At 70.1% G+C, this 25,507-nt stretch carries 22 protein-coding genes; 14 read left to right on the forward strand and 8 right to left on the reverse strand.

All coding sequences use genetic code 11. The annotated features are described in order from the left end of the window. Window positions 1–912, forward strand: coding sequence for a hypothetical protein (locus tag ACTWQI_RS17670; RefSeq protein ID WP_443271502.1), 912 nt, complete (start codon window positions 1–3; stop codon window positions 910–912). An 18-nt stretch (window positions 913–930) separates the two neighbouring features. On the opposite strand, the gene ACTWQI_RS17675 is transcribed toward ACTWQI_RS17670, so the two are convergent. Beyond that, window positions 931–1,374, reverse strand: coding sequence for a DUF3093 domain-containing protein (locus tag ACTWQI_RS17675; protein WP_443271504.1), 444 nt, complete (start codon window positions 1,372–1,374; stop codon window positions 931–933). A 59-nt stretch (window positions 1,375–1,433) separates the two neighbouring features. Between ACTWQI_RS17675 and ACTWQI_RS17680 the strand changes: the two genes are divergently transcribed. From ACTWQI_RS17680 to ACTWQI_RS17690, 3 genes are read left to right on the forward strand one after another with little or no spacing between them, the layout of a single operon-like run. Further along, complete coding sequence (locus tag ACTWQI_RS17680; RefSeq protein ID WP_443271506.1) at window positions 1,434–2,018, forward strand: PaaI family thioesterase; 585 nt, start codon at window positions 1,434–1,436, stop codon at window positions 2,016–2,018. Further along, complete coding sequence (gene dut / locus ACTWQI_RS17685; protein ID WP_443271507.1) at window positions 2,015–2,530, forward strand: dUTP diphosphatase; 516 nt, start codon at window positions 2,015–2,017, stop codon at window positions 2,528–2,530. Before ACTWQI_RS17680 ends, dut begins: the two co-directional genes overlap by 4 nt. A gap of 1 nt (window position 2,531) precedes the next feature. After that, window positions 2,532–3,320, forward strand: coding sequence for a DUF3710 domain-containing protein (locus ACTWQI_RS17690; RefSeq protein WP_443271509.1), 789 nt, complete (start codon window positions 2,532–2,534; stop codon window positions 3,318–3,320). Between the two features lie 144 nt (window positions 3,321–3,464). Here the strand turns inward: ACTWQI_RS17690 and kdpB (ACTWQI_RS17695) are convergent, their stop codons facing one another. The 3 genes from kdpB (ACTWQI_RS17695) to ACTWQI_RS17705 all read right to left on the reverse strand — a co-directional run bounded on the left by kdpB (ACTWQI_RS17695) (window position 3,465) and on the right by ACTWQI_RS17705 (window position 8,310). Next, the gene (gene kdpB / locus ACTWQI_RS17695; RefSeq protein WP_443271511.1) at window positions 3,465–5,636 is read right to left on the reverse strand and encodes a potassium-transporting ATPase subunit KdpB; all 2,172 of its coding nucleotides are present in this window, start codon (window positions 5,634–5,636) and stop codon (window positions 3,465–3,467) included. 217 nt (window positions 5,637–5,853) lie between these two features. Beyond that, a complete protein-coding gene (locus tag ACTWQI_RS17700; RefSeq protein ID WP_443271608.1) occupies window positions 5,854–7,719 on the reverse strand; it encodes an APC family permease in 1,866 nt (621 codons plus the stop codon). Between the two features lie 165 nt (window positions 7,720–7,884). After that, entirely contained in the window at window positions 7,885–8,310 is a 426-nt protein-coding gene (locus ACTWQI_RS17705; RefSeq protein ID WP_443271513.1) for a hypothetical protein, read from the reverse strand. A gap of 504 nt (window positions 8,311–8,814) precedes the next feature. On the opposite strand from ACTWQI_RS17705, the gene kdpF reads away from it, so the two are divergent. From kdpF to kdpC, 4 genes are read left to right on the forward strand one after another with little or no spacing between them, the layout of a single operon-like run. Next, the gene (gene kdpF, locus ACTWQI_RS17710; RefSeq protein ID WP_033264828.1) at window positions 8,815–8,904 is read left to right on the forward strand and encodes a K(+)-transporting ATPase subunit F; all 90 of its coding nucleotides are present in this window, start codon (window positions 8,815–8,817) and stop codon (window positions 8,902–8,904) included. Between the two features lie 32 nt (window positions 8,905–8,936). Next, the gene (gene kdpA / locus ACTWQI_RS17715) at window positions 8,937–10,601 is read left to right on the forward strand and encodes a potassium-transporting ATPase subunit KdpA (RefSeq protein ID WP_443271610.1); all 1,665 of its coding nucleotides are present in this window, start codon (window positions 8,937–8,939) and stop codon (window positions 10,599–10,601) included. 44 nt (window positions 10,602–10,645) lie between these two features. Next, complete coding sequence (gene kdpB / locus ACTWQI_RS17720) at window positions 10,646–12,757, forward strand: potassium-transporting ATPase subunit KdpB (protein ID WP_443271515.1); 2,112 nt, start codon at window positions 10,646–10,648, stop codon at window positions 12,755–12,757. Window positions 12,758–12,765: 8 nt separating this feature from the next. Then, complete coding sequence (kdpC, locus tag ACTWQI_RS17725) at window positions 12,766–13,386, forward strand: potassium-transporting ATPase subunit KdpC (protein ID WP_443271517.1); 621 nt, start codon at window positions 12,766–12,768, stop codon at window positions 13,384–13,386. Window positions 13,387–13,458: 72 nt separating this feature from the next. Here the strand turns inward: kdpC and ACTWQI_RS17730 are convergent, their stop codons facing one another. After that, entirely contained in the window at window positions 13,459–13,992 is a 534-nt protein-coding gene (locus ACTWQI_RS17730) for a GNAT family N-acetyltransferase (RefSeq protein ID WP_443271519.1), read from the reverse strand. Between the two features lie 177 nt (window positions 13,993–14,169). Between ACTWQI_RS17730 and ACTWQI_RS17735 the strand changes: the two genes are divergently transcribed. The 4 genes from ACTWQI_RS17735 (at window position 14,170) to ACTWQI_RS17750 (ending at window position 18,723) form a co-directional block, all read left to right on the forward strand. Next, window positions 14,170–16,716, forward strand: coding sequence for a DUF4118 domain-containing protein (locus ACTWQI_RS17735; RefSeq protein WP_443271521.1), 2,547 nt, complete (start codon window positions 14,170–14,172; stop codon window positions 16,714–16,716). Window positions 16,717–16,780: 64 nt separating this feature from the next. Beyond that, window positions 16,781–17,464, forward strand: coding sequence for a response regulator (locus tag ACTWQI_RS17740; protein WP_443271523.1), 684 nt, complete (start codon window positions 16,781–16,783; stop codon window positions 17,462–17,464). Window positions 17,465–17,520: 56 nt separating this feature from the next. Then, window positions 17,521–17,919: an OB-fold nucleic acid binding domain-containing protein gene (locus ACTWQI_RS17745; RefSeq protein WP_443271525.1), complete on the forward strand. Its 399-nt coding sequence runs from the start codon at window positions 17,521–17,523 to the stop codon at window positions 17,917–17,919. Window positions 17,920–17,922: 3 nt separating this feature from the next. Further along, the gene (locus tag ACTWQI_RS17750; RefSeq protein ID WP_443271526.1) at window positions 17,923–18,723 is read left to right on the forward strand and encodes a DUF3159 domain-containing protein; all 801 of its coding nucleotides are present in this window, start codon (window positions 17,923–17,925) and stop codon (window positions 18,721–18,723) included. A gap of 121 nt (window positions 18,724–18,844) precedes the next feature. Here ACTWQI_RS17750 and ACTWQI_RS17755 read toward each other — a convergent pair whose 3' ends face one another. Further along, window positions 18,845–19,525 carry a potassium channel family protein gene (locus ACTWQI_RS17755; protein WP_443271529.1) on the reverse strand — a complete coding sequence of 227 codons (681 nt, stop codon included), beginning with the start codon at window positions 19,523–19,525 and terminating at the stop codon, window positions 18,845–18,847. 91 nt (window positions 19,526–19,616) lie between these two features. Then, window positions 19,617–20,285, reverse strand: a complete 669-nt coding sequence (locus ACTWQI_RS17760) for a potassium channel family protein (protein WP_443271531.1) — start codon at window positions 20,283–20,285, stop codon at window positions 19,617–19,619. 242 nt (window positions 20,286–20,527) lie between these two features. Between ACTWQI_RS17760 and ACTWQI_RS17765 the strand changes: the two genes are divergently transcribed. After that, window positions 20,528–22,585 carry an APC family permease gene (locus ACTWQI_RS17765; protein WP_443271533.1) on the forward strand — a complete coding sequence of 686 codons (2,058 nt, stop codon included), beginning with the start codon at window positions 20,528–20,530 and terminating at the stop codon, window positions 22,583–22,585. Window positions 22,586–22,657: 72 nt separating this feature from the next. Further along, window positions 22,658–23,986, forward strand: a complete 1,329-nt coding sequence (locus ACTWQI_RS17770) for a class I SAM-dependent RNA methyltransferase (protein WP_443271535.1) — start codon at window positions 22,658–22,660, stop codon at window positions 23,984–23,986. A gap of 541 nt (window positions 23,987–24,527) precedes the next feature. Here ACTWQI_RS17770 and ACTWQI_RS17775 read toward each other — a convergent pair. Continuing rightward, entirely contained in the window at window positions 24,528–25,313 is a 786-nt protein-coding gene (locus ACTWQI_RS17775) for a 4'-phosphopantetheinyl transferase family protein (RefSeq protein ID WP_443271537.1), read from the reverse strand. Between the last annotated feature and the right edge of the window lie 194 nt (window positions 25,314–25,507).

A 25,507-nucleotide genomic window follows, 5' to 3' on the forward strand; every position in this document is an offset into this window, starting at 1 on the left:
ATGGCAGGCTCCACGCCGACCGGGAAGGGTCCCTTCCGGCGGCGCGGCTCCTCCCTCAGCCACCTTCCCCGGCTACGTCCCCCCACCGGCTCCCCCTGGCGGAGCCAGGGGGCAGATCCCCAGGAAGGTGCCCCCCAGGAGGTGCCACCACCGGGCGCACGCGATGAGCGAGGCCGAGCGGCCTCGCTCGCAGCAGCAGCCCGCCGTGCCGCCAGAAAGGGCGGCCAAGGCGCACGGAACCGACTCTTGGAGATCGTCGAGCGGATCATCGAGAACGCCCCGCGCGTCCCGGTCCGAGACCTGGACACGTTGCGCCGCCAGTTCCCGGGCCTGGGGCCGGAGCAGATCGCCGACCGGCTGGTCGCGGGCGCGATGAAGGGGTCGGCGGCCGTGGGCGCGGGCGTGGGGACCGCGGCGATGCTGCCGGTGCCGCCCGCGATGACCGCCGAGCTCGCGACCGAGATCGTCGGCGTCGCGACCGTGGAGATCAAGCTCATCGCCGAGCTGCACGAGGTCTACGGCCTACGGGCGCCGGGGACCGCGAAGCAGCGTGCCACCGCGTATCTCACCGCCTGGACCGAGGAGCGCGGAATCGATGTCGCCAAGCCCGCCAGCGTCAATGCCGCCCTCGGCGGCCAGCTGAAGCGGCAGCTGCGGCAGCAGATCCTGAAACGGTCGGTGCGCAACATGCCCAACCTGCTGCCGTTCATGGTGGGGGCCGCGGTCGGGGCCGTGATGAACCGGCGCGACACCAAGAGGCTGGCGGAGAAGGTCCGCCGGGATCTGCGCAAGCACCAGGTGCCATGGGACGCCCTGCCGTCCGCCGGGCCGCACCCGCAGCTCGAGGAGCCGGGCAGCCCGAAGGCGCTCCAGAAGCACGAGGAAGCGCCCCCGCGGCACGAAGAGGGGTGACCCCGCCGAGGACGCGGCTCAGGTCCGGTGCGCCGACAGCGCCGTGGCCAGCCCTTGCGGATCCCGGGTCGACAGATACACATACGGTGTCGGGTCGTCCGGATCCGTGATCTCCACCCGCAGTGCGGTGGGAATGTAGCTGCGCAGCACCAGATACGCCCGCGGATCGGCCTTGTACGTCCGCCAGGCGACCGCCTCGTCGGCGTCCAGCACCTCGGCGGCCCCGAGGGCGTCCACCGGAATCCGCGCGTCCCCCGCGACCAGCGAGCCCGCCACCACCCGGATCCGCACCGAGCCGTAGGCGCTGACCGCCGCCGCCGCGAGGGCCGAGCCGCCGACGACCCCGGCCAGCATCGGCAGGACGCCGAGGGGGAGCAGGATCAGTCCGAGCGAAACCCCGGCGAGGACCGCGACGATCCACCACGACCGGGGGGCGGTCAGACGTTCTTCATAGGACGGCATGTCCACAAGCTTGGCACGGCTGCGCTCCCGCGCCCCGGGCGCGGGTATGGTCAGCACTCGTGAGTGGACCAACTGCATCGTTTAAGGCCCCGGCCGACGCCGCACCGCCGGTGCGGCACCCCGACGCACCCGCGCCGGGGGAGCTCCTCGGCTCGCACTACGACCAGTGTTTCGGCTGTGGCGGGAAGCAGGCGCACGGGCTGGGCCTTGCGGCGCGCGCCGGCGAGGGTGTGAGCGTCACCGCGGAGTTCACCGTCAAGCCCGCACACCAGGGTGCCCCCGGTCTCGCGCACGGCGGCGTCCTGGCCACCGCTCTGGACGAGACGCTCGGCTCGCTCAACTGGCTGCTCCGGGTGATCGCGGTGACCGGGCGGCTGGAGACGGACTTCGTGCGTCCGGTGCCGGTGGACACGGTGCTGCACCTGGATGCGCAGGTCACGGCGGTGCACAGTCGCAAGATCTACTGCCGCGCGGTCGGCCGGATCGGCGGGCCCGACGGACCGGTCGCGGTACGCGCCCAGGCCGTGTTCATAGAGGTCAAGGTCGACCACTTCATCGAGAACGGGCGGGACGCGGAGATCAAGGCCGCACTCGCTGACCCGGACCAGGTCAGGGTGGCACGAGCCTTCGAGGTGAACCCGTGAGCCGTCATCCTGTCGATGTGCTGATCCGTCGACTCGACCCGGAGGTGCCGATTCCGGCGTATGGTCACCCGGGCGACGCGGGCGTCGATCTCGTCACCACCCGGCCCGCCGAGCTGGCCCCCGGCGAGCGGGCCGTCCTGCCCACCGGGGTGGCTCTCGCGCTGCCCGACGGGTACGCGGCCTTTGTGCATCCGCGCTCGGGTCTCGCCGCCCGCTGTGGCGTCGCCCTCGTGAATGCGCCCGGGACGGTCGATGCCGGGTACCGTGGAGAGATCAAGGTGATCGTGGTCAATCTCGATCCGCGGGAGACCGTGCGGTTCGAGCGGTTCGACCGGATCGCCCAACTGATCGTCCAGCAGGTCGAGAAGGTGCGATTCCACGAGGTGGCGGAGCTTCCCGGCTCGGCACGGGGCGACGGGGGCTTCGGGTCCACCGGGGGGCATGCCGCGGTGGACGGCTCCACCGGGGGAATTGATTACGCAGCGGTCGTTGCCGACCGGGAAGGACAGTGACGTGTTCGGACGTCGTCGCAAGGGACGCGCAGACGCTCAAGAGACTGCGGGCACAGCCGGCGAGCTGGCCGACGGCGTGGGCTCGGACGAGTTCGAGTCGGACGGCGCGGTGTCGGACACCGGCCAGCATCGCAGGGTGAACCTGCCGCCGGCGCCGCGCCCCGACGGCCCGTGGGACATCTCCGAGGTACGGGAACCCGCGGAGGGCCGGATCGACCTGGGCGGCTTCTTCGTCCCCGGGGTCGAGGGCATGGAGCTGCGGGTCGAGGTCGCCGGGGACGCGATCGTCGCGGCGACCGTGGTCGTGCGGGACAGCGCCGTACAGCTGCAGGCGTTCGCGGCACCCAAGCGGGAAGGCATCTGGGGCGAGGTGCGCGAGGAGATCCGCGCCGGAATCACGCAGCAGGGCGGCATCGTCGACGAGGTCGAGGGCCCGCTCGGCTGGGAGCTCCGCGCTCAGGTGCCCGTACAGCTGCCGGACGGTACCAACGGCGTGCAGCTGGTGCGCTTCGTCGGCGTCGACGGGCCGCGCTGGTTCCTGCGCGGTGTGATCTCGGGCCAGGGCGCAGTGCAGCCGCAGGCCGCCGGACTGCTGGAGCAGATCTTCAGGGACACCGTCGTGGTGCGTGGAGACGGGCCGATGGCGCCGCGGGACCCGATCGTTCTCAAGCTGCCGACCGACGCGCAGATGGTGCCGGAAGGTGTCCAGCAGGACACGGTCGAGGGTTCGCGGTTCGCGGGTGGCGTGGACCGGCTGCAGCGAGGACCGGAGATCAGCGAGGTGCGCTGACGCTGGTCCCAGCTACCTCCCCAAGGGACCCCGAGCGTCTGTGGCGGCATCCTGAGCGGGCCCGGCCGGTTCGCCCCGGCCGGGCCCCACTCACGTCACGGCCTGTCAGGCGGCCGCGACCAGTGCCTCTGACCGTGGGCAGCGTCACCCGAGTCCTGGGATGAAGCGCACGACGAGCAGGTCGATGAGTTTGATGCCGATGAACGGGAGCACCAGACCGCCGAGTCCGTAGATGCGGAGGTTGCGGCGGAGCAGCGCGTGTGCCGAGGACGGTGTGTAGCGGACGCCCGCGAGCGCCAGCGGGATCAGCGCGATGATGATCAGGGCGTTGAAGATGATGGCCGAGGTGATGGCCGAGGTGATGGCCGAGGTCGGGCTGTGCAGGCCCATGATGTTGAGCTTGTCCAGGCCCGGGTACGCCACCGCGAACATCGCCGGGATGATCGCGAAGTACTTCGCGACGTCGTTGGTGATGGAGAAGGTGGTCAGCGCGCCGCGGGTGATGAGCAGCTGCTTGCCGATCTCGACGATCTCGATGAGCTTGGTCGGGTTGGAGTCCAGGTCCACCATGTTCCCGGCCTCCTTGGCGGCCGAGGTGCCGGTGTTCATGGCCACGCCGACATCCGCCTGGGCCAGCGCCGGCGCGTCGTTCGTACCGTCGCCGGTCATGGCGACCAGCTTGCCGCCCGCCTGTTCCCGCTTGATCAGCGCCATCTTGTCCTCGGGCGTGGCTTCGGCGAGGAAGTCGTCCACGCCCGCCTCGTCCGCGATGGCCCGGGCGGTCAGCGGGTTGTCACCCGTGATCATGACCGTACGGATGCCCATCCGACGCAGCTCCGCGAACCGCTCGCGGATGCCGTCCTTGACCACGTCCTTGAGGTGGACGACGCCCAGCACCCGCGCGCCGTTCGCATCGTGCACGGCGACAAGCAGCGGGGTGCCGCCGGCGGCGGCGATGCCGTTCGCGAACGAGTCCGCCTCGGCCGGGACGCCGCCGCCCTGCTCGGCGACCCAGTCTTCCACCGACGCGGCGGCGCCCTTGCGGATCCGGCAGGTGACGCCGTCGCCCCACTCGATGTCGACGCCGCTCATCCTCGTGTGGGCGCTGAACGGGACGAACTGCGCGTGTCCGAGCTCCCCTTCGGCCGGGGTCTGCAGACCGAACCGCTCCATGGCCAGCACGACGATCGAGCGGCCCTCCGGTGTGTCGTCGGCCAGCGAGGCCAGCTGGGCCGCGTCGGCCAGCTGCACCTCGGCGACTCCGGGGAGCGGTACGAAGCCGACCGCCTGGCGGTTGCCGAGGGTGATGGTGCCGGTCTTGTCGAGCAGCAGCGTGTTCACGTCCCCCGCGGCCTCGACCGCACGCCCGGACATGGCCAGCACATTGCGCTGCACCAGCCGGTCCATGCCCGCGATGCCGATCGCGGACAGCAGCGCGCCGATGGTCGTCGGGATGAGTGCCACCAGCAGGGCGACCAGCACCGTCGTGGACTGCTCGACACCCGCGTAGATGGCCATGGGCTGGAGCGTGACGACCGCGAGGGTGAAGATCACGGTCAGCGCGCAGAGCAGGATGTGCAGCGCGATCTCATTCGGGGTCTTCTGCCGGGTGGCGCCTTCGATGAGGGCGATCATCCGGTCCATGAAGCTGTGGCCGGGCTTGGCGGTGACGCGGACGGCGATCCAGTCCGAGAGCACGGTCGTACCACCGGTGACCCCGGTGCGGTCGCCGCCCGACTCCCGGATGACCGGCGCGGATTCGCCGGTGATCGCCGACTCGTCCACGGCCGCGACGCCGTCGACGACCTCGCCGTCGGCGGGGACCAGCTCCCCGGCCTCGACCAGGACGAAGTCGAACAGCCGCAGTTCGGAGGCGGCGACGGTCTCCGTCTCGGCCATCGCCAGATCCATGCCGACCCGCCAGGAGCGCAGCCGCAGCGCGACGGTGTCCGTACGCGCCCTGCGCAGCGTCTCGGCCTGGGCCTTGCCACGGCCCTCGGCGACGGACTCGGCGAGGTTGGCGAAGACCACCGTCAGCCACAGCCAGCAGCTGATCAGCCAGGCGAAGATGCTGGGGTTGAAGAGCGCGGACAGGGTGGTGAGCGCCGAGCCGGTCTGGACGACGAAGAGCACCGGGTTCTTCACCATCGTCCGGGGGTGCAGCTTGCGCAGCGCCTCGGGGAACGACCTCAGCAACTGGACGGGGTCCAGCAGACCTGAGACGCCCCGGCGGCTCCGGCCATGCGGGCGGGGAGTTGGGGGCGAGGTGCTTTCCTCGTGGGTCGACCGGGCTTGGTCGGGGGCGGACTGAAGCATCAGTGACCTGGGGCCCTTCGTAGTGCGGTGCGGGCGTGGGAGGCGTCCGCACCTGGGACTTCCGGTGGCCTCGGGGACAGGAATCTAGGCGTGGCCGGAGCCCGTCAGAAGGCGGTGGCCGGTTCATTTGCGCGTCCATGACGCCTTCCCGGAGGAAAGCCCCGACAGCGGTCCGTTCCAGGGGCTCTCGTGTTAAGAGCGCGTCAGAAGCGCCGTCTCACGTGTGCTGGCGATCCTGGGAACGCAGCAGGTAGGGCACGCTGGTGACCATGACTCCCGGGGTGAACAGCAGCCGGGCCTTGAGGCGCAGCGCGCTCTGGTTGTGCAGGAGTTGGCCCCACCAGCGGCCCAGTACGTACTCGGGGATGAAGACCGTGACCACGTCCCGGGGGCTTTCCCGCCGCAGGTCGCGCACGTACTCCAGGGCCGGGCGGCTGATCTCGCGATACGGCGAGTCGAGGACGATGAGGGGCACCTCGGTCTCGTGGGCGTCCCACTCGCGGCGCAGTGCGTCGGTCTCCGCCGGGTCCACCCGGATGGTCAGCGCCACCAGGGTGTCCGGGTTGATGGACTTGGCGTAGCCGACCGCTCGCAGGGTGGGGGCGTGGATCTTGGACACCAGGATGATGGCGTGGTTGCGCGAGGGGCGTTCGGGGCGGGCGTCCGGGGCCACGGCCAGCTCGGCCGCGACCGCGTCGTAGTGCCGTCGCACGCCCTTCATGGTGAAGAAGAGCAGCGGCATGGCGATGGTGACGATGTACGCACCGTGGGTGAACTTGGTGCTCAGCACGATCACCAGCACGATGCCGGTGAAGGTCGCCCCGATGGCGTTGATGATCCGCGAGCGGTGGATCCGGCGCCTCTCCTTGAGGTCGTAGGTCCCGGGCAGCAGCTTGTTCCAGTGCTTGACCATGCCGGCTTGGGAGAGCGTGAAGGAGACGAAGACGCCGATGATGTAGAGCTGGATGATCGCCGAGACATCGGCGTCGAAGGCGACGATGAGCCCGATGGCGGCCAGTGACAGCAGGATGATGCCGTTGGAGAAGACCAGCCGGTCGCCACGGTTGTGCAGCTGGCGGGGCAGATACCGGTCCTGAGCGAGGATCGAGGCCAGCATCGGGAAGCCGCTGTAGGCGGTGTTGGCGGCAAGGATCAGGATTCCGGCCGTGGCCGCCTGCACGTAGTAGAAGAAGAACTCCGCGTCCCCGAACGTCGCCTTGGCGATCTGCGCCAGGGCCGTGGCCTGGTCGGCGTCGGCGGGCAGGCCCAGTTCGGTGGGGTCGTCGGCGACGTGCACCTCGTAGACCAGTGCCAGGGTCGTGATGCCGGCGAACATGGTGACCGAGAACACGCCCATGATCGCTAGTGTGGTGGCGGCGTTGCGGGACTTGGGCTTGGTGAAGGACGGCACGCCGTTGCTGATCGCCTCGACGCCGGTCAGCGCGGTGCAGCCGGAGGCGAACGCCCGCATGGCCAGGAAGACCAGAGCGATCCCGGTGAAGCTGCCCGTCGCGTGGATCGGCAGGTCGGCGGACTCCGCGTGGATGTCGGCGCCACCGGCCAGCCGCACCGCGGCGACCGCGAACATCGTGTAGATGCCCAGCACGAAGCCGTAGGTGGGGATCGCGAACGCCCGCCCGGTCTCCCTGATCCCGCGCAGGTTCACCAGCGCCAGCAGCACGACGAAGCCGACCGACATGGAGACGGCGTGCTCGGAGGCTTCGGGGATCGCCGAGGTGATCGCGGCGACGCCGGCGACCACGGAGACGGCGACGGTCAGCACATAGTCCACGAGCAGGGCGCTGCCGGCGGTGAGAGAGGCCGTCTGTCCGAGGTTGTCGGAGCTGACGGCGTACGCTCCACCGCCGTTGGGATAGGCGTGGCAGGTCTGCCGGTACGAGGTGACGACCACGGCCAGCAGCACCACGATGACGACGCCCACGTACCAGGCGAGATCGAGGAACGCGGTGCCGGCGAGCGCGAGGATCAGCAGGATCTCCTCGGTGGCGTACGCGACCGAGGAGAGCGGGTCGCTGCAGAACACCGGCAGGGCCAGCCGCTTCGGCAGCAGCGTCTCTCCCATCTGCTCGGTACGCAGCGGGCGTCCCAGGAGTGCCGCCTTGGGGAGCCAGGTCACACAGCAGGATGGTAGGAAACCGGTGTCCGGGAGCAGTTCCGCCGAACGGCCGCACGGCGTCAACAGGCGGTCGGAATGCGCGGCGCCCTACCGAGACGAGCGCCACGCGAATCACCTGAACGTGTCGCGCCCCGTGGCGTGTGGCGTGATCCGCCGATAGGCGCCGACCGCATCGGCCACCCGCGCGATCCCGGTGCCGAGCAAGGCGAGACCGATCAGCAGGCCAAGCCGCGTGGCGTCCACGGGCCCGTTCCAGCTGAGTTCGCCCTGCGGAACCACCACGAAGCCGTTGTAGAGCAGCCAGCACACCGCGGCCGTACCCGGCGCCGCGACGGCGCGCCCGCACAGGCCCAGGATCACGGCGAGGGCGCCGAAGGTCGCCAGGGCGAGCAGCGAGCGGTGCAGCCCGCCGGTCACTCCCAGCACCAACAAGATCACCAGGGAGCCCGTGAGCGCAGCCGCCCAGACCAGCGGGCTGGGGACCGGGTCGGGCACGGGGCCTGTGGTGCCGTGCCGGTACCACAAGGGAAGGATCATGCTCCCAACCTCGGGTGTACGGATCGCCGCCACGACCGGATCGCCGTGGCGTCCGACCCAGCGAAGCCCGTCGCTGCGGCTCGGGGGCACGTCTTGACGCGTTCTGAGCGGCGACTCGGCGCTTCTTGACGCGGTCGACACGCGACCTGGCGTTGCCGGCCGATACGCACGGCGGCGGGCAGGCGCCGTCTGAGGGGCGCCACCGAGCCCGGGGATGGCCTGAATTCACCCCTGTCGACGGGCCGCAGGCCGCTGTTCGGGGTACGGCCCACCGCTGTTCACGCAGATCAGGGCGATGCCCGTCAGGAAGCCGTCAAAGCCGCGCCAATGGCCGTAAGGGAGCCGTCAACGGCGGCCAGCAACGCTCGCATCAACGGTTAGCTCTAGGGGTCATTGCAGGTCCGAACTTCACTAGGAGTACGCGATGGCCGATGTGGCCTTCGTCCTCACCACGATCGCGGTCTTCGCGCTGGTGGCGTTCATCGCCAAGGGGGTGGCGAAGCTGTGACCGCCGAGAACATCGTCGGCCTCGTCGTGGCCGTCGCTCTGCTGGGCTATCTGGTCCTCGCCCTCGTCTTCCCCGAGAGATTCTGACTGTGACATCACTCGCTGCCGCTCCGGGCTCTATGAGCCCCGTCCTCGCTGACGTGCTCCAGGCGTCCACGCTCATAGCCGCGCTCGCCCTGGTGCACCGGCCGTTCGGCGACTACATGGCCGCCGTGTTCGGCGCCAAGAAGCACCTTCGTGTCGAGCGGTGGATCTACCGTTCGGTCGGTGCCAACCCGGACGTCGAGATGCGCTGGCCCGCGTACCTGCGGGCGGTCCTGGCGTTCTCGCTCGTGGGAGTGCTGTTCCTCTATCTGCTCCAGCGGGTCCAGGACGATCTGCCGCTGTCGTTGGGCTTCGCGCCGATCTCACCGGATCAGGCGTTCAACACGGCCGCGTCGTTCGTATCGAACACCAACTGGCAGTCGTACTCGGGTGAGTCGGCCATGAGCCATGTCACCCAGACCGCCGGTCTGGCGGTGCAGAACTTCGTGTCCGCGGCCGTCGGCATCGCCGTGGCGGTCGCGCTGGTGCGCGGCTTCGCCCGCTCCCGCACCGGCGAACTCGGCAACTTCTGGGCCGACATGGTGCGCGGCACCATCCGGATCCTGCTGCCGATATCCGTCGTCGCGGCGATCGTGCTCGTCACGCTCGGTGCGGTGCAGAACTTCGGCGACATCCACCACATCACCACGCTGACCGGTGACAAGCAGGCCCTCAGCCCCGGCGCCGTGGCCTCCCAGGAGGCCATCAAGGACCTGGGCACCAACGGCGGCGGCTACTACAACGCCAACTCCGCGCACCCGTTCGAGAACCCGGGCGGCTTCTCCAACCTGCTGGAGATCTTCCTCCTGCTGCTGATCCCGTTCTCGCTGCCGCGGACCTTCGGCAGGATGGTCGGCAGCGTCAAGCAGGGGTACGCGATCGTCTCCGCCATGGCGGTCATCTGGTTCGCCGGTGTCCTGGCCGTCACGTGGCTGGAGTTCGCCCACCCGGGCACCGCCTCCCAGCTCGCGGGCGGCGCGATGGAGGGCAAGGAGCAGCGGTTCGGCGAAGGGGCGTCGTCGTTGTTCGCGGTGTCGACGACCATGACGTCGACCGGGTCCGTCAACTCCTTCCACGACTCGTTCGGCGGGCTGAGCGGCGGGGTGCTGCTGCTGGGCATGATGCTCGGCGAGATCGCGCCCGGCGGCGTCGGATCCGGCCTCTACGGGATGCTGATCATGGCCGTCATCGCGGTCTTCATCGCGGGTCTGATGGTCGGCCGGACACCCGAGTACCTGGGCAAGAAGATCCGCACCCGGGAGATCAAGCTCGCCGCCTGCTACATCCTTGTCACCCCGGCCCTCGTGCTGATCGGTACGGCGCTGGCGATGGCGCTCGGCACGGGCGAGTCGTCGATGACGAACGTGGGCGCACACGGCTTCTCCGAGGTGCTGTACGCGTACACCTCCGGATCCAACAACAACGGCAGTGCGTTCGCCGGCTTCGCCGCCAACACCCCGTACCACAACACCGCGCTCGGCATCTGCATGCTGCTGGGCCGGTTCCTGCCCATGGTGTTCGTGCTGGCGCTCGCCGGATCGCTCGCCGAGCAGAAGCCGGTCCCGGCCACCGTAGGCACCCTGCGCACCGAGAAGCCGCTGTTCACCGGGTTGCTGGTGGGAGCGATCCTGATCATCACGGGTCTGACGTTCTTCCCTGCCCTGGCGCTCGGCCCGCTCGCCGAAGGGCTGACGGCATGACGACCGACACGACCAGAGACGTCACCACGGAAGAACCTCACCCCATGTCCATTCCCCCTGTGACCCTGGCTCCGCACCAGGCCGCACCCACCGGGCGTGGCCCCGGCGGCGGGCGCGTCAGCGGGGGTCTATTCGACCCCAAACACCTGGTCACATCGCTGCCGGAGGCGTTCCGGAAGCTCAACCCGCGGATCATGGTCAAGTCCCCGGTCATGTTCGTGGTCGAGATCGGCTCCATCGTGACGACGGTGCTCGCGGCTCTGGATCCGGCCGACTGGTTCGGCTGGATGATCACCGGCTGGCTGTGGCTGACCGTGGTGTTCGCCAACCTGGCGGAGGCCGTGGCCGAAGGCCGCGGCAAGGCCCAGGCCGACACCCTGCGCAAGGCCAAGACCGACACCGTCGCGCGCCGGCTCAAGGACGGCGCCGAGGAGCGGGTGCCCGGTACCGAGCTGCACGTCGGCGATCTGGTGGTCTGCGAGGCCGGTGACATCATCCCGGGTGACGGGGACGTCGTCGAAGGCGTCGCGTCCGTGGACGAGTCGGCCATCACGGGTGAGTCGGCCCCGGTCATCCGGGAGTCCGGCGGCGACCGGTCGGCGGTCACGGGCGGTACGAAGGTGCTGTCCGACCGTATCGTCGTCACGATCACGACGAAGCCGGGCGAGACCTTCATCGACCGGATGATCGGCCTCGTCGAAGGCGCCGCGCGGCAGAAGACGCCGAACGAGATCGCGCTGAACATCCTGCTCGCGTCCCTGACGATCGTCTTTCTGCTCGCCGTCGTCACCCTGCAGCCGTTCGCCATCTACGCGGGCGCGGAGCAGTCGCTGATCGTGCTGACCGCGCTGCTGGTCTGCCTGATCCCGACGACCATCGGCGCGCTGCTGTCCGCGATCGGCATCGCGGGCATGGACCGGCTGGTGCAGCGCAATGTGCTGGCCATGTCCGGGCGTGCGGTCGAGGCCGCGGGGGACGTGTCCACGCTGCTGCTCGACAAGACCGGCACCATCACCCTCGGCAACCGCCAGGCGGCCGAGTTCGTACCGGTCAAGGGCACCACCGCAGCCGAGGTCGCGGACGCCGCCCAACTGTCCTCGCTCGCGGACGAGACCCCCGAGGGCCGCTCGGTCGTCGTGCTCGCCAAGGAGAAGTACGGCCTGCGCGAGCGGCACGAGGGCGAGCTCGGGCACGCCGAGTGGGTGCCCTTCACCGCCCAGACCCGGATGTCGGGTGTGGACCTCGTCGAGAACGGGGCCATGCGCAAGGTCCGTAAGGGCGCGTCCGGCTCGGTCATCTCGTGGGTCCGCGAGCGGGGCGGGAGTGTGCCGGACGAGGCCTACACCTTCGCCAACTCGATCTCGGAAGAGGGTGGCACCCCGCTGCTCGTCGCCGAAGAGGACGGCAAGGGCGCGCGGGTGCTGGGGGTCATCCACCTCAAGGACGTGGTCAAGGACGGCATGTGGGAGCGGTTCGCGGAGCTGCGTCGGATGGGCATCCGTACGGTCATGATCACGGGTGACAACCCGCTGACCGCCCGAGCCATCGCGGACGAGGCGGGCGTGGACGACTTCCTCGCCGAGGCCACGCCCGAGGACAAGATGGCGCTGATCAAGCGGGAACAGGCGGGCGGCAAGCTGGTCGCCATGACCGGCGACGGTACGAACGACGCGCCGGCGCTGGCCCAGGCGGATGTCGGCGTGGCCATGAACACCGGCACCTCGGCCGCCAAGGAGGCCGGGAACATGGTGGACCTGGACTCCAACCCGACCAAGCTCATCGAGATCGTCGAGATCGGCAAGCAGCTGCTCATCACCCGCGGCGCGCTGACCACCTTCTCCATCACCAACGACGTCGCGAAGTACTTCGCGATCATCCCGGCGATGTTCGCGGTGGCGTACCCGGGCCTGGACAAGCTCAACATCATGGGCCTGGCCTCGCCGCAGTCCGCGATCCTCTCCGCGGTCGTCTTCAACGCGCTGATCATCGTCGCGTTGGTGCCCCTCGCCCTGAAGGGCGTGCGCTACCGGCCGCTCAGCGCGGACAAGATGCTCCGCCGGAACCTGGGGATCTACGGCCTCGGCGGGCTGATCGCGCCCTTCATCGGCATCAAGATCATCGACCTGCTCATTTCTGCGATCCCCGGGATCGGGTGACTGACCTCATGAACGACTCCGTATCGAACACCGCCCGGCTGATCTGGGCATCGTTGCGCGCGCTGCTCGTCCTGCTCGTCCTGACCGTCGTGACCGGCATCGTCTATCCGCTGGTCGTCACGGGCATCGCGCAGGCGGCCTTCCACGACCAGGCCAACGGCTCGATGGTCACGGTGGGGGGCAAGGAGGTCGGCTCCGCACTGATCGGCCAGAGCTGGAACCTCAAGGGCACCGACAAGCCCGACCCGAAGTGGTTCCAGCCGCGTCCGTCCAACAGCGGCTACGACCCGCTCACCACCGGCTCCAGCCAGCTCGGCGCCAGTGACCCGACGCTGGTCAAGACGGTCAAGGCCGCCAAGAAGCAGGTGGCCGAGTTCAACGGCGTGCCCGAGTCCGAGGTTCCCAAGGACGCGGTCACCGGCTCCGCCTCCGCCATCGACCCGCACATCTCCCCGGCCTACGCCGAGATCCAGGTGGGGCGCGTCGCCCGGGCGAACGGCCTGGGCAAGGCAGAGGTGGCCAGGCTGGTCACGGAGCACACCGAGGGGCGCACCGCGGGCTTCCTCGGTGAGCCGCACGTCAATGTGCTGGAGCTCAACCTCGCGTTGAAGCAGTTCATGGAGAGCTGACCGGCGGAGCCGACCGGCTCCATGGGGCGGCCCGTCACCGGCAGGGGGCGGGCCGTCTCGGCATCCGCGCGGCTACCAGACGTCGCCGTCCCGCCAGTCGCACACCAGCACACCGGTCACATCCGGCGTCACCGACGCGGGCAGGACGTACGTGCTCCCGTCGTCCTCCTCGGTGCGCTCGATCCCCGACGGGGCGAGCACGCAGGTCGGGCCCTGCCACCGCTGCCAGCCACGCGCGGCGTAGAAGCCGGCCGCGTCGTCGGACGTGGACAGCGCGCCCAGGTCGTACGCCTGGTGCACCACCCGTTCCAGCGCTTCCAGCACGGCCGCGCCGTGCCCCTGCCGCCGGCGGTCGGCGCGCACCGCGACGCCCTCGAGGTAACCGGTGCGCAGAGCCCGGCCGGCGTGCAGCAGCCGCCGCTGCACCACGGACCCGTGCCCGATCAGCTCGTCGCCGTCCCACACCAGTGCGTGCACCCCGCCCAGCGTGTGGTCCCAGTCCGTATCGGAGAAGTCGCCTTCGAAGGCGGCGTCGAGCAGCGCCCGTATCGCCTTGAGCTCGCCGTCGCCCAAGTCCGCGGTGTGCGCGGTCCGTACCTCGGTCATACGGCCATCCTGGCAGTCCGAGCGCTCCCGTACGAGGGTGGTTGCGAGGCTCGTCGGGAGTCCGTCAGGGTTGCATCAAAGGCGCCGCGCCAGCGCACCCTCTGTCCGTTTTGTCCACTCCCTCGGTCGTACTGTCGTCAGCACGTACGAATCGGCTCCCTCGAAGACAATGAGGCCATGGGACGCGGCAAGCTCAGGATCTACCTCGGCGCGGCGCCGGGCGTGGGCAAGACCTACGCCATGCTGGCCGAGGCGCACCGCCGGGTGGAGCGGGGCACCGACTGCGTCGTGGGTTTCGTCGAGTGCCACGGGCGGTCGCGCACCGAGGTGATGCTGCACGGCCTTGAACAGATCCCGCGCCGCGAGATGGTGTACCGCGACACCGTCTTCACCGAGATGGACGTGGACGTGCTGCTGGCACGCCGTCCCGCCGTGGCCCTGGTCGACGAGCTCGCGCACACCAATGTCCCCGGCTCCCGGAACGCCAAGCGCTGGCAGGACATCGAGGAGCTGCTCCAAGCGGGCATCGACGTCATCTCCACCGTCAACATCCAGCACCTGGAGTCGCTGGGCGACGTCGTGGAGACCATAACCGGCGTCCGGCAGCGCGAGACGGTCCCCGACGATGTGGTGCGCCGGGCCGACCAGATCGAGCTGGTCGACATGTCGCCCCAGGCGCTGCGCCGCCGGATGGCCCACGGCAACATCTACACCCCCGACAAGGTGGACGCGGCCCTGTCCAACTACTTCCGGCCCGGCAACCTCACCGCCCTGCGCGAGCTGGCACTGCTGTGGACCGCCGACCGGGTCGACGCCTACCTGCAGCAATACCGCAGCGAGCACGAGGTCTCCACCATCTGGGGCTCCCGCGAGCGGATCGTCGTCGGCCTCACCGGCGGGCCCGAGGGCCGTACGCTCATCCGCCGCGCCGCCCGGATGGCCACCAAGGGGGCCGGTGGCGAGGTCCTGGCCGTCTACATCTCCCGCAGCGACGGGCTGACCTCGGCCTCGCCCAAGGAGCTGGCGGTCCAGCGGACCCTGGTCGAGGACCTCGGCGGCACCTTTCACCACGTCATCGGCGACGACGTGCCCGAGGCGCTGCTGGAATTCGCCCGCGGGGTCAACGCCACCCAGATCGTGCTCGGCGCCAGCCGCCGCCGCAGCTGGCAGTACATCTTCGGCCCGGGCGTCAGCTCCACCGTGGCCCGCGACTCCGGCCCCGACCTCGACGTCCACATCGTCACCCACGACGAGGTCGCCAAGGGCCGCAACCTGCCCGTCACCCGTCGCGCCCGGCTGGGGCGCCCCCGGATCGTCGCCGGCTGGCTGGTCGGCGCGCTGGGTCCGGTGCTGATGACACTGCTGCTGACCAGCCTGGAGACCGGTAGCGGGCTGGCCAACGAGGTACTGCTGTTCCTCGCCCTGACCGTGGGCGCCGCCCTGCTCGGCGGACTGCTGCCCGGACTGGCCTCGGCGACCATCGGCTCGCTGCTGCTCAACTACTACTTCACCCCGCCCACCCACACCTGGACCATCGCCGACCCCGAGAACATCGTCGCCATCGCGGTCTTCTTCGCGGTCGCGGTGTCCGTGGCGTCGGTGGTCGATCTGGCGGCCCGGCGCACCCACCAGGCCGCCCGGTTGCGCGCCGAGTCCGAGATCCTCTCCTTCCTCGCCGGCAGTGTGCTGCGCGGTGACACGAGCCTGGAGGCCCTGCTGGAGCGGGTCCGCGAGACGTTCGGCATGGACTCGGTGGCCCTGCTGGAACGGCAGAGCGAGGTCGACCCGTGGACCTGCGCGGGCAGTGTGGGCGACGGCCGCCCGCTCACCCGCCCCGAGGACGCCGAGGTCGACGTCCCGGTCGGCGACCACATGGCACTGGCGCTCAGCGGGCGGGTGCTGCCCGCCGAGGACCGCCGGGTGCTGGCGGCCTTCGCCGCGCAGGCCGCCGTCGTCCTCGACCGCCAGCGGCTGGTGGGCGAGGCCGCGCAGGCCCGTGAACTCGCCGAGGGCAACCGCATCCGTACCGCCCTGCTCGCCGCCGTCTCCCACGACCTGCGCACCCCACTGGCCGGCATCAAGGCCGCCGTGACATCCCTCCGCTCCGACGACGTCGCCTGGTCCGAGGAGGACGAGGCGGAGCTGCTCGCCGGTATCGAGGAGGGCGCGGACCGCCTGGACCACCTGGTCGGGAACCTGCTGGACATGTCCCGGCTGCAGACGGGCACCGTCACCCCGCTGATCCGCGAAGCGGATCTCGACGAGGTGGTGCCCATGGCGCTCGGCGGGGTGCCCGACGGCAGCGTCGTCCTCGAGATTCCCGAGAACCTGCCGATGGTCGACGTCGACAAGGGGCTGCTGGAGCGCAGCGTGGCGAACATCGTTGAGAACGCCGTGAAGTACAGCCCGGACGGGCAGCAGGTGCTGGTCTCCGCAAGCGCGCTCGGCGAGCGCGTCGAGGTCCGGGTGGTCGACCGTGGCCCCGGCGTCCCCGACGGCGACAAGGACCGCATCTTCGAGCCCTTCCAGCGCCACGGCGATGCCCCGCGCGGTGCCGGCGTCGGGCTCGGCCTCGCCGTCGCCCGTGGCTTCGCCGAGTCGATGGGCGGCACCCTCTCGGCCGAGGACACGCCCGGCGGCGGCATGACCATGGTGCTGACCCTGCGCGCCGCCCACGGCCGTCCGCTCGTCCGCCCGGACCTCCCGGCCACGGCCACCTCATGAGGGCGTACGGCACGACGACGCGCGAGATGCCCGTACGCCCCCGTACGACAGAAAGGCGACACACATGACGCGGGTGCTGGTGGTGGAGGACGAGCCGCAGATCGTCCGAGCGCTCGTCATCAACCTCAAGGCGCGCAAGTACGAGGTGGACGCCGCCCCCGACGGCGCGACCGCGCTCCAGCTGGCCGCCGCCCGCCACCCTGACGTGGTCGTCCTCGACCTCGGTCTGCCCGACATGGAGGGCGTGGAGGTCATCAAGGGGCTGCGGGGCTGGACCCGCGTGCCGATCCTGGTCCTCTCCGCGCGCCAGACCTCCGACGAGAAGGTCGAGGCCCTCGACGCCGGCGCCGACGACTACGTGACCAAGCCGTTCGGGATGGATGAGCTGCTCGCCCGGCTGCGGGCCGCGGTACGCCGCGCCGAACCCACGGCCGCCGCCGAGGAGCCCGTGGTCATCGAGACCGACGGCTTCACGGTCGACCTGGCCGCCAAGAAGGTCAACCGCGGGGGCCGGGACATCCGCCTGACCCCCACCGAGTGGCACCTGCTGGAGGTGCTGGTCCGCAACACGGGCCGACTGGTCAGCCAGAAGCAGCTGCTCCAGGAGGTCTGGGGGCCCTCGTACGGCACCGAGACCAACTACCTCCGGGTCTACATGGCCCAGCTGCGCCGCAAGCTCGAGGCCGACCCCTCGCGCCCCCGGCACTTCGTCACCGAGCCCGGGATGGGATACCGCTTCGAGCGGTAAGGAATTGGGATACCGCTACGAGGATCCGGCGGGCCCGCCCCCGGTACGCTTCCCGTATGAGCGCTGTTCCTCGTTCCGAGAAGCCGATCGGACGTTTCCGCCGGATGCTCGACCGGCTGTCCTTCTCCCAGGAGGAGCTGCACGCCGACGAGCTCCAGCAGGACGCCCAGGCCGCGGGGTGCACCCGGATCTGCGACTGCGGTGACCGCCAGATCGTGATGGTCACCGGGACGTTGCGGACCGTCACCCTGCGACCGCGGGCCGGAGTGCCCGCACTTGAGGCCGAGCTGTTCGACGGCTCGGCCGCGCTCGACGTCGTCTGGCTCGGCCGACGCTCCATCGTCGGCATAGAACCGGGCCGCAAACTCGTCGCGTCCGGTCGGATCTCGATGAGCCACGGCCGTAGGGTGCTCTTCAATCCGAAGTACGAACTGCGACCGCTCGGACAGGAGTAGCGGGTGACCTTTCGGGACAGAGAAACCGACGACCAGGAAGCGGGCCGGGGGGCCGGGTCCGACGACGCGCAGGCCAGGACCGTTACCGAGGCCGCACTCTTCGAGGCGTTCGGCGGGGTGCGGGGCATGGTGGAGACCACCGTGCCGGGCCTGGTGTTCATCGCGATTTACACCGTCAACCGGGACATCCACCTCTCCGCCATCGCGGCGCTCGGGCTCTCCCTGGTGCTCGGCATCGCCCGCCTCGCCCGCAAGGACACGCTCAAGCACGCCTTCAGCGGCGTCTTCGGGGTCGCCATCGGCGCGGTCTTCGCGATGATGTCCGGCGACGCCAAGAACTTCTACCTGCCGGGGATGCTCTACACCCTCGGACTCGCGGTCGCCTACATCGTCACGTCGGTCGTCGGCTACCCGCTGCTCGGCCTGATCCTCGGGCCGATCTTCAAGGAGAACCTCTCCTGGCGTCACCGCAACCCCGGCCGCCGGCGGGCGTACACCAAGGCCAGCTACGCGTGGGGCCTGATCCTGCTGGCCAAGTCGGCGATCCTGTTCCCGCTCTACTGGTGGGGGGACGCCACCCAGCTGGGATGGGTCAAGGTCGTGCTCGGCATCCCGCCGTTCCTGCTGGCGGTCTACCTGACCTGGGTCTTCCTGGCGAAGGCGCCGCCGCCGATCGACGTCTTCGCCGAGATGGAGGCGGAGGAGCAGGCGGAACGTGAAGCCGAGGAGGCGGGTGGCCGCCTCGCGCAGGACGCCGTGGACGCGGTGGCCCCACGAGCGGGCGAGGCCCGGCCCCCGCGCTGATCCTGCCGTCCCGCTTCCGCCCGGCGCGCGGATGGGGGAGAGCGGACCCGTCGAAGGCCCGGCAGCCATGGCTGCCGGGCCTTTCGTACGTCGTCCTACGCCTGCCGGGGGCGGGGACGGATCAGCTCTCGGCGGTCGTCTCCCGCCGCACCGAGAGCAGATCCTCCAACTGTTCCTCGCGCGCCTGCGCCGCGACGAACAGCAGCTCGTCCCCGGCCTCCAGCGAGTCCTCGCGGTTCGGCGTGAGCACCCTATTGCCGCGGATGATCGTGACCAGCGAGGTGTCCTCCGGCCAGTCCACCTCGCCGACCCGGGTCCCGGCGAGCGCCGACTCCGGCGGCAGGGTCAGCTCGACCAGGTTTGCGTCGCCGTGGCTGAAGCGCAGCAGGCGCACCAGGTCGCCGACGCTCACCGCCTCCTCGACCAGCGCCGACATCAGGCGCGGCGTGGACACCGCGACATCGACGCCCCAGGACTCGTTGAACAGCCATTCGTTCTTCGGGTTGTTCACCCGGGCCACCACCCGCGGCACCCCGTACTCCGTCTTCGCCAGCAGCGAGACGACCAGATTCACCTTGTCGTCGCCCGTCGCCGCGATGACCACGTTGCAGCGCTGGAGCGCCGCCTCGTCCAGCGAAGTGATCTCACAGGCGTCCGCCAGCAGCCACTCGGCCTGCGGCACCCGCTCCACCGAGATCGCGGTCGGCGCCTTGTCGATCAGGAGCACCTCGTGCCCGTTCTCCAGCAGTTCGCCGGCGATCGAGCGGCCGACCGCGCCCGCACCGGCAATGGCGACCCTCATCGCGCCTCCTCATTCTCCGCGCAGCGAAGGCAGTTGCCGTGCCCTGTCCGCGCCCCGGACGCCCCGCAGCAGCTGAGGGCGTGCGCCCCGCTCACGCGTGTGCCTCCTCGGGCCCCTCGGCGAAGGCGGCCTCGACCTTCTCCACCTCGTCGCCGCGCATCATCACATGCACCAGGTCGCCTTCCTGCAGCACCGTCTGCGAGGTCGGCAGTATGGCCTCGCCCAGCCGGGTGAGGAAGGCGACGCGGACCCCGGTCTCCTCCTGCAGTTTGCTGACGCTCTCCCCGATCCACGCGGAGGAGAGGTGCACCTCGGCGAGCTGGACGGTCCCGCTCGGATCGCGCCACAGCGGCTCCGCCCCGGACGGCAGCAGCCGTCGCAGCATCTGGTCCGCGGTCCACCGTACGGTGGCCACCGTGGGGATCCCCAGCCGCTGATAGACCTCCGCGCGACGCGGGTCGTAGATGCGCGCCGCCACGTTCTCGACGCCGAACATCTCGCGGGCCACCCGGGCGGCGAGGATGTTGGAGTTGTCGCCGCTGCTGACCGCGGCGAACGCACCGGCCTCCTCGATACCCGCCTCGCGCAAGGTGTCCTGGTCGTAGCCGACACCGGTGACCCGGCGACCGCCGAATCCGGAGCCCAGGCGCCGGAAGGCCGTGGGGTCCTGGTCGACGACCGCGACCGTGTGCCCCTGCTGCTCGAGGGACTGCGCGAGCGTGGACCCCACGCGCCCGCAGCCCATGATCACGATGTGCATGAGGTCTCTACCTCGCACCTTCCGCGGCCACTGTGACCTGTGCAAGCATCGTCCCTCATCTTTCCGCGCCCCGGGCGGGGCGGCCACTGATCATTACCGTCGCCGGTAACGCTACCCGGCAAGACCAATTCCGGGACCCCTGTGGTTGCTCCGCCATACGCCCAGCTCGGCGCGGCACCCGCCCGAGACTGGTTGCGGGAGGCGGCTGGGCGCCCGTCATGGCGAGGGCTTACGATCCCCTGGTGTCCAAACTGACCGACCTGCCCAAACGGATCCTCATCGGCAGGGCACTGCGCAGCACACAGCTCGGGGAGACACTGCTTCCCAAGCGGATCGCGCTGCCCGTCTTCGCCTCCGACCCGCTGTCGTCGGTGGCGTACGCACCCGGCGAGGTGCTGCTCGTGCTGTCCATCGCAGGCGTGTCGGCCTACACCTACAGCCCGTGGATCGCCGCCGCGGTGGTCGTGCTCATGTTCACGGTCGTCGCCTCGTACCGGCAGAACGTCCGCGCCTACCCCAGCGGCGGCGGTGACTACGAGGTCGCCACCACCAACCTCGGGCCCAGGGCCGGGCTCACCGTCGCCAGCGCGCTGCTCGTGGACTACGTCCTCACGGTCGCCGTGTCGGTCTCCTCGGGCGTGGAGAACCTCGGCTCCGCGATCCCCTGGGTCGCCGAGAACAAGGTGCTCGCGGCGATGGCCATCGTCACGCTGCTGACCTTGATGAACCTGCGCGGCGTCCGGGAATCCGGGCGGATCTTCGCGATCCCCACCTACGTCTTCGTCTCCGGCGTCTTCGCCCTCATCGCCTGGGGCATCTTCCGGGCCGCCGTGCTCGGCGACTCGATGTCCGCCCCCACCGCCGGGTACGACATCCACGCCGAGGAGACCGGGCTGGCCGGCTTCGCGCTCGTCTTCCTGCTGCTGCGCGCCTTCTCCTCGGGCTGTGCCGCGCTCACCGGCGTCGAGGCGATCAGCAACGGGGTGCCCGCCTTCCGCAAGCCCAAGAGCAAGAACGCCGCCACGACACTCGCCCTGATGGGCGGCATCGCGGTCACCATGTTCTGCGGTGTGGTCGGCCTGGCGCTCGCCACCGACGTGAAGATGGCCGAGAACCCCGCGAAGGACATCCTCATCGACGGGCAGCCCGCCGGCTCCGGATACATCCAGCAGCCGGTGATCTCCCAGGTGTCCGCCGCCGTCTTCGGCGACGGCTCGCTGCCCTTCGTCATCCTCGCCGTCGCCACCGCGCTCGTGCTGTTCCTGGCGGCCAACACCGCGTACAACGGCTTCCCGGTGCTCGGCTCGATCCTCGCGCAGGACCGCTACCTGCCGCGCCAGCTCCACACCCGGGGCGACCGGCTCGCCTTCTCCAACGGCATCGTGCTGCTCGCGCTCTTCGCGGCGGTGCTGATCTACTTCTACGCGGCCGACTCCACCCGGCTGATCCAGCTCTACATCGTCGGCGTCTTCGTGTCCTTCACGCTGAGCCAGACGGGCATGGTGCGGCACTGGAACCGGCACCTGAGGACCGAGCGGAACCCGGCCGAGCGGATGCGCATGATCCGTTCCCGCGCGATCAACACCTTCGGAGCCTTCTTCACCGGCCTCGTGCTGGTCGTCGTGCTGATCACGAAGTTCAGCCACGGCGCGTACGTCGCCGTCCTCGGCATGGCCGTGTTCTATCTGCTGATGACCGGGATCCGGCGCCACTACGACCGGGTGTCGGAGGAGATCGCGGCACCCGAGGAGCCGGGCGACGAGATGGTCCGCCCGTCCCGCGTGCACTCCATCGTCCTGGTGTCCAAGATCCACAAGCCGACGCTGCGCGCCCTCGCGTACGCCAAGGTGATGCGGGCCGGTGAGGTGGAAGCGCTCACCATCAACGTCGACCCCGCCGAGACGAAGGGGCTCCGGGAGGAGTGGGCACGGCGCGGCATCGACGTGCCGCTGAAGGTCCTCGACTCGCCCTACCGCGAGATCACCCGGCCGATCATCGAGTACGTGAAGCGGCTCCGCCGGGAGAGCCCGCGCGATGTGGTCAGCGTCTACATCCCCGAGTACGTCGTCGGCCACTGGTACGAGCACCTGCTGCACAACCAGAGCGCGCTCCGGCTCAAGGGCCGGCTGCTGTTCACCCCGGGTGTGATGGTGACCTCGGTGCCGTACCAGCTCGAGTCGTCCGAGCTGGCGAGGCAGCGGGCGCGGAAGCGGGCCGAGTGGAACGCCCCGGGCTCCGTGCGCCGCGGTCCCGTGAGTCCGCCCGCTCGCAACAAGGACGGGGCCGGGACTCGCCCCTAGGACGTGAGGCCGGGGACGTAGACTGGACGGCTGCGGTCCGCCCCCACCCCACCGGCTCAGGAGCACCTCCCCGTGACGAACCCATCCACCGCTTCGCTGGTCGGCGAGGAGTACGAGGTCGAGATCGGGCCCGTCGCGCACGGCGGGCACTGCATCGCCCGTACCCCGGAGGGCCGCGTGCTGTTCGTCCGGCACACACTGCCCGGCGAGCAGGTCGTCGCACGGGTCACCGAGGGGCGGGAGGACTCCCGCTTCCTGCGCGCGGACGCGGTGCGGGTCCTCCAGGCGTCGCCGGATCGCGTGCCTGCCCCGTGCCCGTACGCCGGTCCGGGCAAGTGCGGCGGCTGCGACTGGCAGCACGCCGCCCCCGGAGCGCAGCGTCGTCTCAAGGTCGCCGTGGTCGCCGAGCAGTTGAGCCACCTCGCAGGGTTGACACCCGAGGAGGCGGGCTGGGACGGGACCGTCGAGCCCGCGCCCGGGGACAAGGTGGCCAAGGGCCAGGTGCCGGCCTGGCGGACGCGCGTTCAGTACGCGGTGGACGCCGAAGGACGAGCGGGCCTGCGCAAGCACCGTTCGCACGAGGTACAGCCGATCGACCACTGTCTCATCGCCGCGCCGGGCGTCAGCGAGCTGGGCGTCGAGAAGCGGGAGTGGCCGGGGATCGCGGCCGTCGAGGCCATCGCCGCCACGGGTTCGCACGACCGCCAGGTGATCCTCACCCCGCAGCCGGGCGGTCGGCTGCCCCTGGTCGAGCTGGACAAGCCCGTCTCGGTGCTGCGGGTCGACGAGAAGACCGGGGGCGTGCACCGGGTCCACGGGCGCCCCTTCGTGAGGGAACGCGCCATCGGCCGGACCTGGCGGGTCGGCGCCGGCGGGTTCTGGCAAGTCCACTCCAAGGCCGCCGACCTGCTGGTCGAGGCGGTGCTCGACGGACTGCGCCCGCGCGAGGGCGAGATGGCGCTCGACCTGTACTGCGGTGCCGGGCTGTTCGCCGGCGCGCTCGCCGAACGGGTCGGTGGGCGCGGCGCGGTGCTCGGCATCGAATCCGGCAAGCGCGCCGTCGAGGACGCCCGGCACAACCTCCAGGACCTCGAGCGGGTCCGCATCGAACACGGCGCGGTCGAGCGGGTGCTCCCGCGCACGGGGATCACCGAGGCCGACCTGATCGTGCTGGACCCGCCCCGCGCGGGGGCGGGCAAGCAGACCGTCCAACACGTCGCCGGACTCGGCGCGCGCCGGATCGCGTACGTGGCCTGCGACCCGGCCGCACTCGCCCGCGACCTGGCGTACTTCCGCGATGCGGGCTACCGGCCGGTCTCACTGCGCGCCTTTGACCTCTTCCCTATGACGCATCATGTGGAGTGCGTGGCGATTTTGGAGCCTGCCGAAAAGGGACTCTGACCTGCGGCTTTCTCGTTGGTGAAGGTCAGCTCCGAGCTGTTTTCAGATCGCCAGGGTGCGGCGGTCCTACGGTCCACCTCTTGCTGGCAAGGAGCCGATGACCTGCAGTTTCCTCGGCTGTACTCGCCGGGCGAGGCAGGCGTTGAGGTGACGTGGACGAGGGCTGGTGGGCAACAGAAGCCGGGTCTTGGCGGGCAGTCCGGCCTGGCCGTTGACGCGGGACTTGGCCTGGGGCCATCAGGTCGCGGTCGGAGCGCTCGTGGGACGTGAAGCGGTTGAGGGGGGATCGTCGGCCACGTAATTCCGGGCCGGCTCTGCTGCTCGTTCGAGACTGGTCACTGGCCTCAGACGGGCGGGAACAGCTGCCAACCAGGCGGGCAGCCGTGTCGGTGGCGACCTGGAAGGTCGAAGACGAGGACCAGCCGGTACCGCCGCAGGGCCGCGACAAGCGGGCCATGGCCGGCCTGAATGACAGGCGGTTGATGCGGCACCGCTGCAGCACCAAGGGTCACCGACATCGTGCAGGACGTTCTTGTCCGTCTCAGCCCGTCCGGAGTGCGAATGCTCCCGCGTGTCCTTCCGGCACTGCCACATCCCCCAGCGCCCACCCCTGAGGGCCGGTGCCTGGCCTGGGCCCGGCACCCAGGTAGTCCCGTGCAAGATCTCGCGAGAGGCCGGTGCCGATCCCCTTGAGGTACGCCTCCTTGCGCGCCCAAGTACGGGCGAACGCAACCGCCTTGGTGTGATCAGGTTCAGCAGCCAGCTCGGCCGCTTCCTTCCGATGCAGGAAGGACGAGAGCTCCGCAACCACATCTGACCGGGGAACTTGTTCGATGTCCACGCCCACTGGCACATCGGCGATCCCGATCAACACAACATCGCCACTGCGGGAGATCGAGAAGTGCGCGTCTCCGCCGTGAACTGCAGGCTTCCCATGCGGCGCGCCGCAGGAAGGGCAAGGTTCTCGAACCAACTGCACCGCTTCGGCGGTGACACCCAGGCGGGCACCCAGCAGCACCCGTACCGCCACGTGCGCAACGACGTAACGCCGGCGGTCCTCAAGCCGACCAAAGGCAGCTGCACGTTGTTGTTCCGTCGGCTCAAGGACGCGGGGAGCGAGACGAGCTGCGCCTTCCCCCTGATTCAGGGCGTTGACGAGCCACAGCGACAGCATGCTGCCCCAAGGGGTGTCGGACGACGCTCGCCAGAGCTCGGGCGCTTCACCGAAGACCAACTCTGCAGGAAGCTGCTGATCATCGGGCAACTCGATCACCGGCAGGACCGGGGGCACCGTTCGCGCACCCTTGCCGCTCAGCTCCAAGGCCACGGTGTCAACGTACGACGTCCCAAGAGAACGGTCCAGCCGGAACGTGTGGAACGAAGACGCAGGCCGGCGACTCAGTGCACGTACTGCTCGGCTCATTACAAGCGGCTGACCACCACTCGTAGCCCTCTGGGACCCTCGTCGCCGTCGAGCACTCCCACCTCGCGGCACCCCCTCGCGGAGTCCGGCTTACGAGA

This window comes from Streptomyces sp. KR80 (genome assembly GCF_052245555.1).
Lineage (GTDB): Bacteria > Actinomycetota > Actinomycetes > Streptomycetales > Streptomycetaceae > Streptomyces.

What these genes read in the sequence shown, in the direction of transcription:
- ACTWQI_RS17670 (WP_443271502.1), top strand. Translation starts at nt 1, where the DNA reads ATGGCAGGCTCCACGCCGACCGGGAAGGGTCCCTTCCGGCGGCGCGGC.
- ACTWQI_RS17675 (WP_443271504.1), bottom strand. Translation starts at nt 1,374, where the DNA reads ATGCCGTCCTATGAAGAACGTCTGACCGCCCCCCGGTCGTGGTGGATC.
- kdpB (WP_443271511.1), bottom strand. Translation starts at nt 5,636, where the DNA reads ATGCTTCAGTCCGCCCCCGACCAAGCCCGGTCGACCCACGAGGAAAGC.
- ACTWQI_RS17700 (WP_443271608.1), bottom strand. Translation starts at nt 7,719, where the DNA reads ATGGGAGAGACGCTGCTGCCGAAGCGGCTGGCCCTGCCGGTGTTCTGC.
- ACTWQI_RS17705 (WP_443271513.1), bottom strand. Translation starts at nt 8,310, where the DNA reads ATGATCCTTCCCTTGTGGTACCGGCACGGCACCACAGGCCCCGTGCCC.
- kdpA (WP_443271610.1), top strand. Translation starts at nt 8,937, where the DNA reads ATGAGCCCCGTCCTCGCTGACGTGCTCCAGGCGTCCACGCTCATAGCC.
- kdpB (WP_443271515.1), top strand. Translation starts at nt 10,646, where the DNA reads ATGTCCATTCCCCCTGTGACCCTGGCTCCGCACCAGGCCGCACCCACC.
- kdpC (WP_443271517.1), top strand. Translation starts at nt 12,766, where the DNA reads ATGAACGACTCCGTATCGAACACCGCCCGGCTGATCTGGGCATCGTTG.
- ACTWQI_RS17730 (WP_443271519.1), bottom strand. Translation starts at nt 13,992, where the DNA reads ATGACCGAGGTACGGACCGCGCACACCGCGGACTTGGGCGACGGCGAG.
- ACTWQI_RS17735 (WP_443271521.1), top strand. Translation starts at nt 14,170, where the DNA reads ATGGGACGCGGCAAGCTCAGGATCTACCTCGGCGCGGCGCCGGGCGTG.
- ACTWQI_RS17740 (WP_443271523.1), top strand. Translation starts at nt 16,781, where the DNA reads ATGACGCGGGTGCTGGTGGTGGAGGACGAGCCGCAGATCGTCCGAGCG.
- ACTWQI_RS17745 (WP_443271525.1), top strand. Translation starts at nt 17,521, where the DNA reads ATGAGCGCTGTTCCTCGTTCCGAGAAGCCGATCGGACGTTTCCGCCGG.
- ACTWQI_RS17755 (WP_443271529.1), bottom strand. Translation starts at nt 19,525, where the DNA reads ATGAGGGTCGCCATTGCCGGTGCGGGCGCGGTCGGCCGCTCGATCGCC.
- ACTWQI_RS17760 (WP_443271531.1), bottom strand. Translation starts at nt 20,285, where the DNA reads ATGCACATCGTGATCATGGGCTGCGGGCGCGTGGGGTCCACGCTCGCG.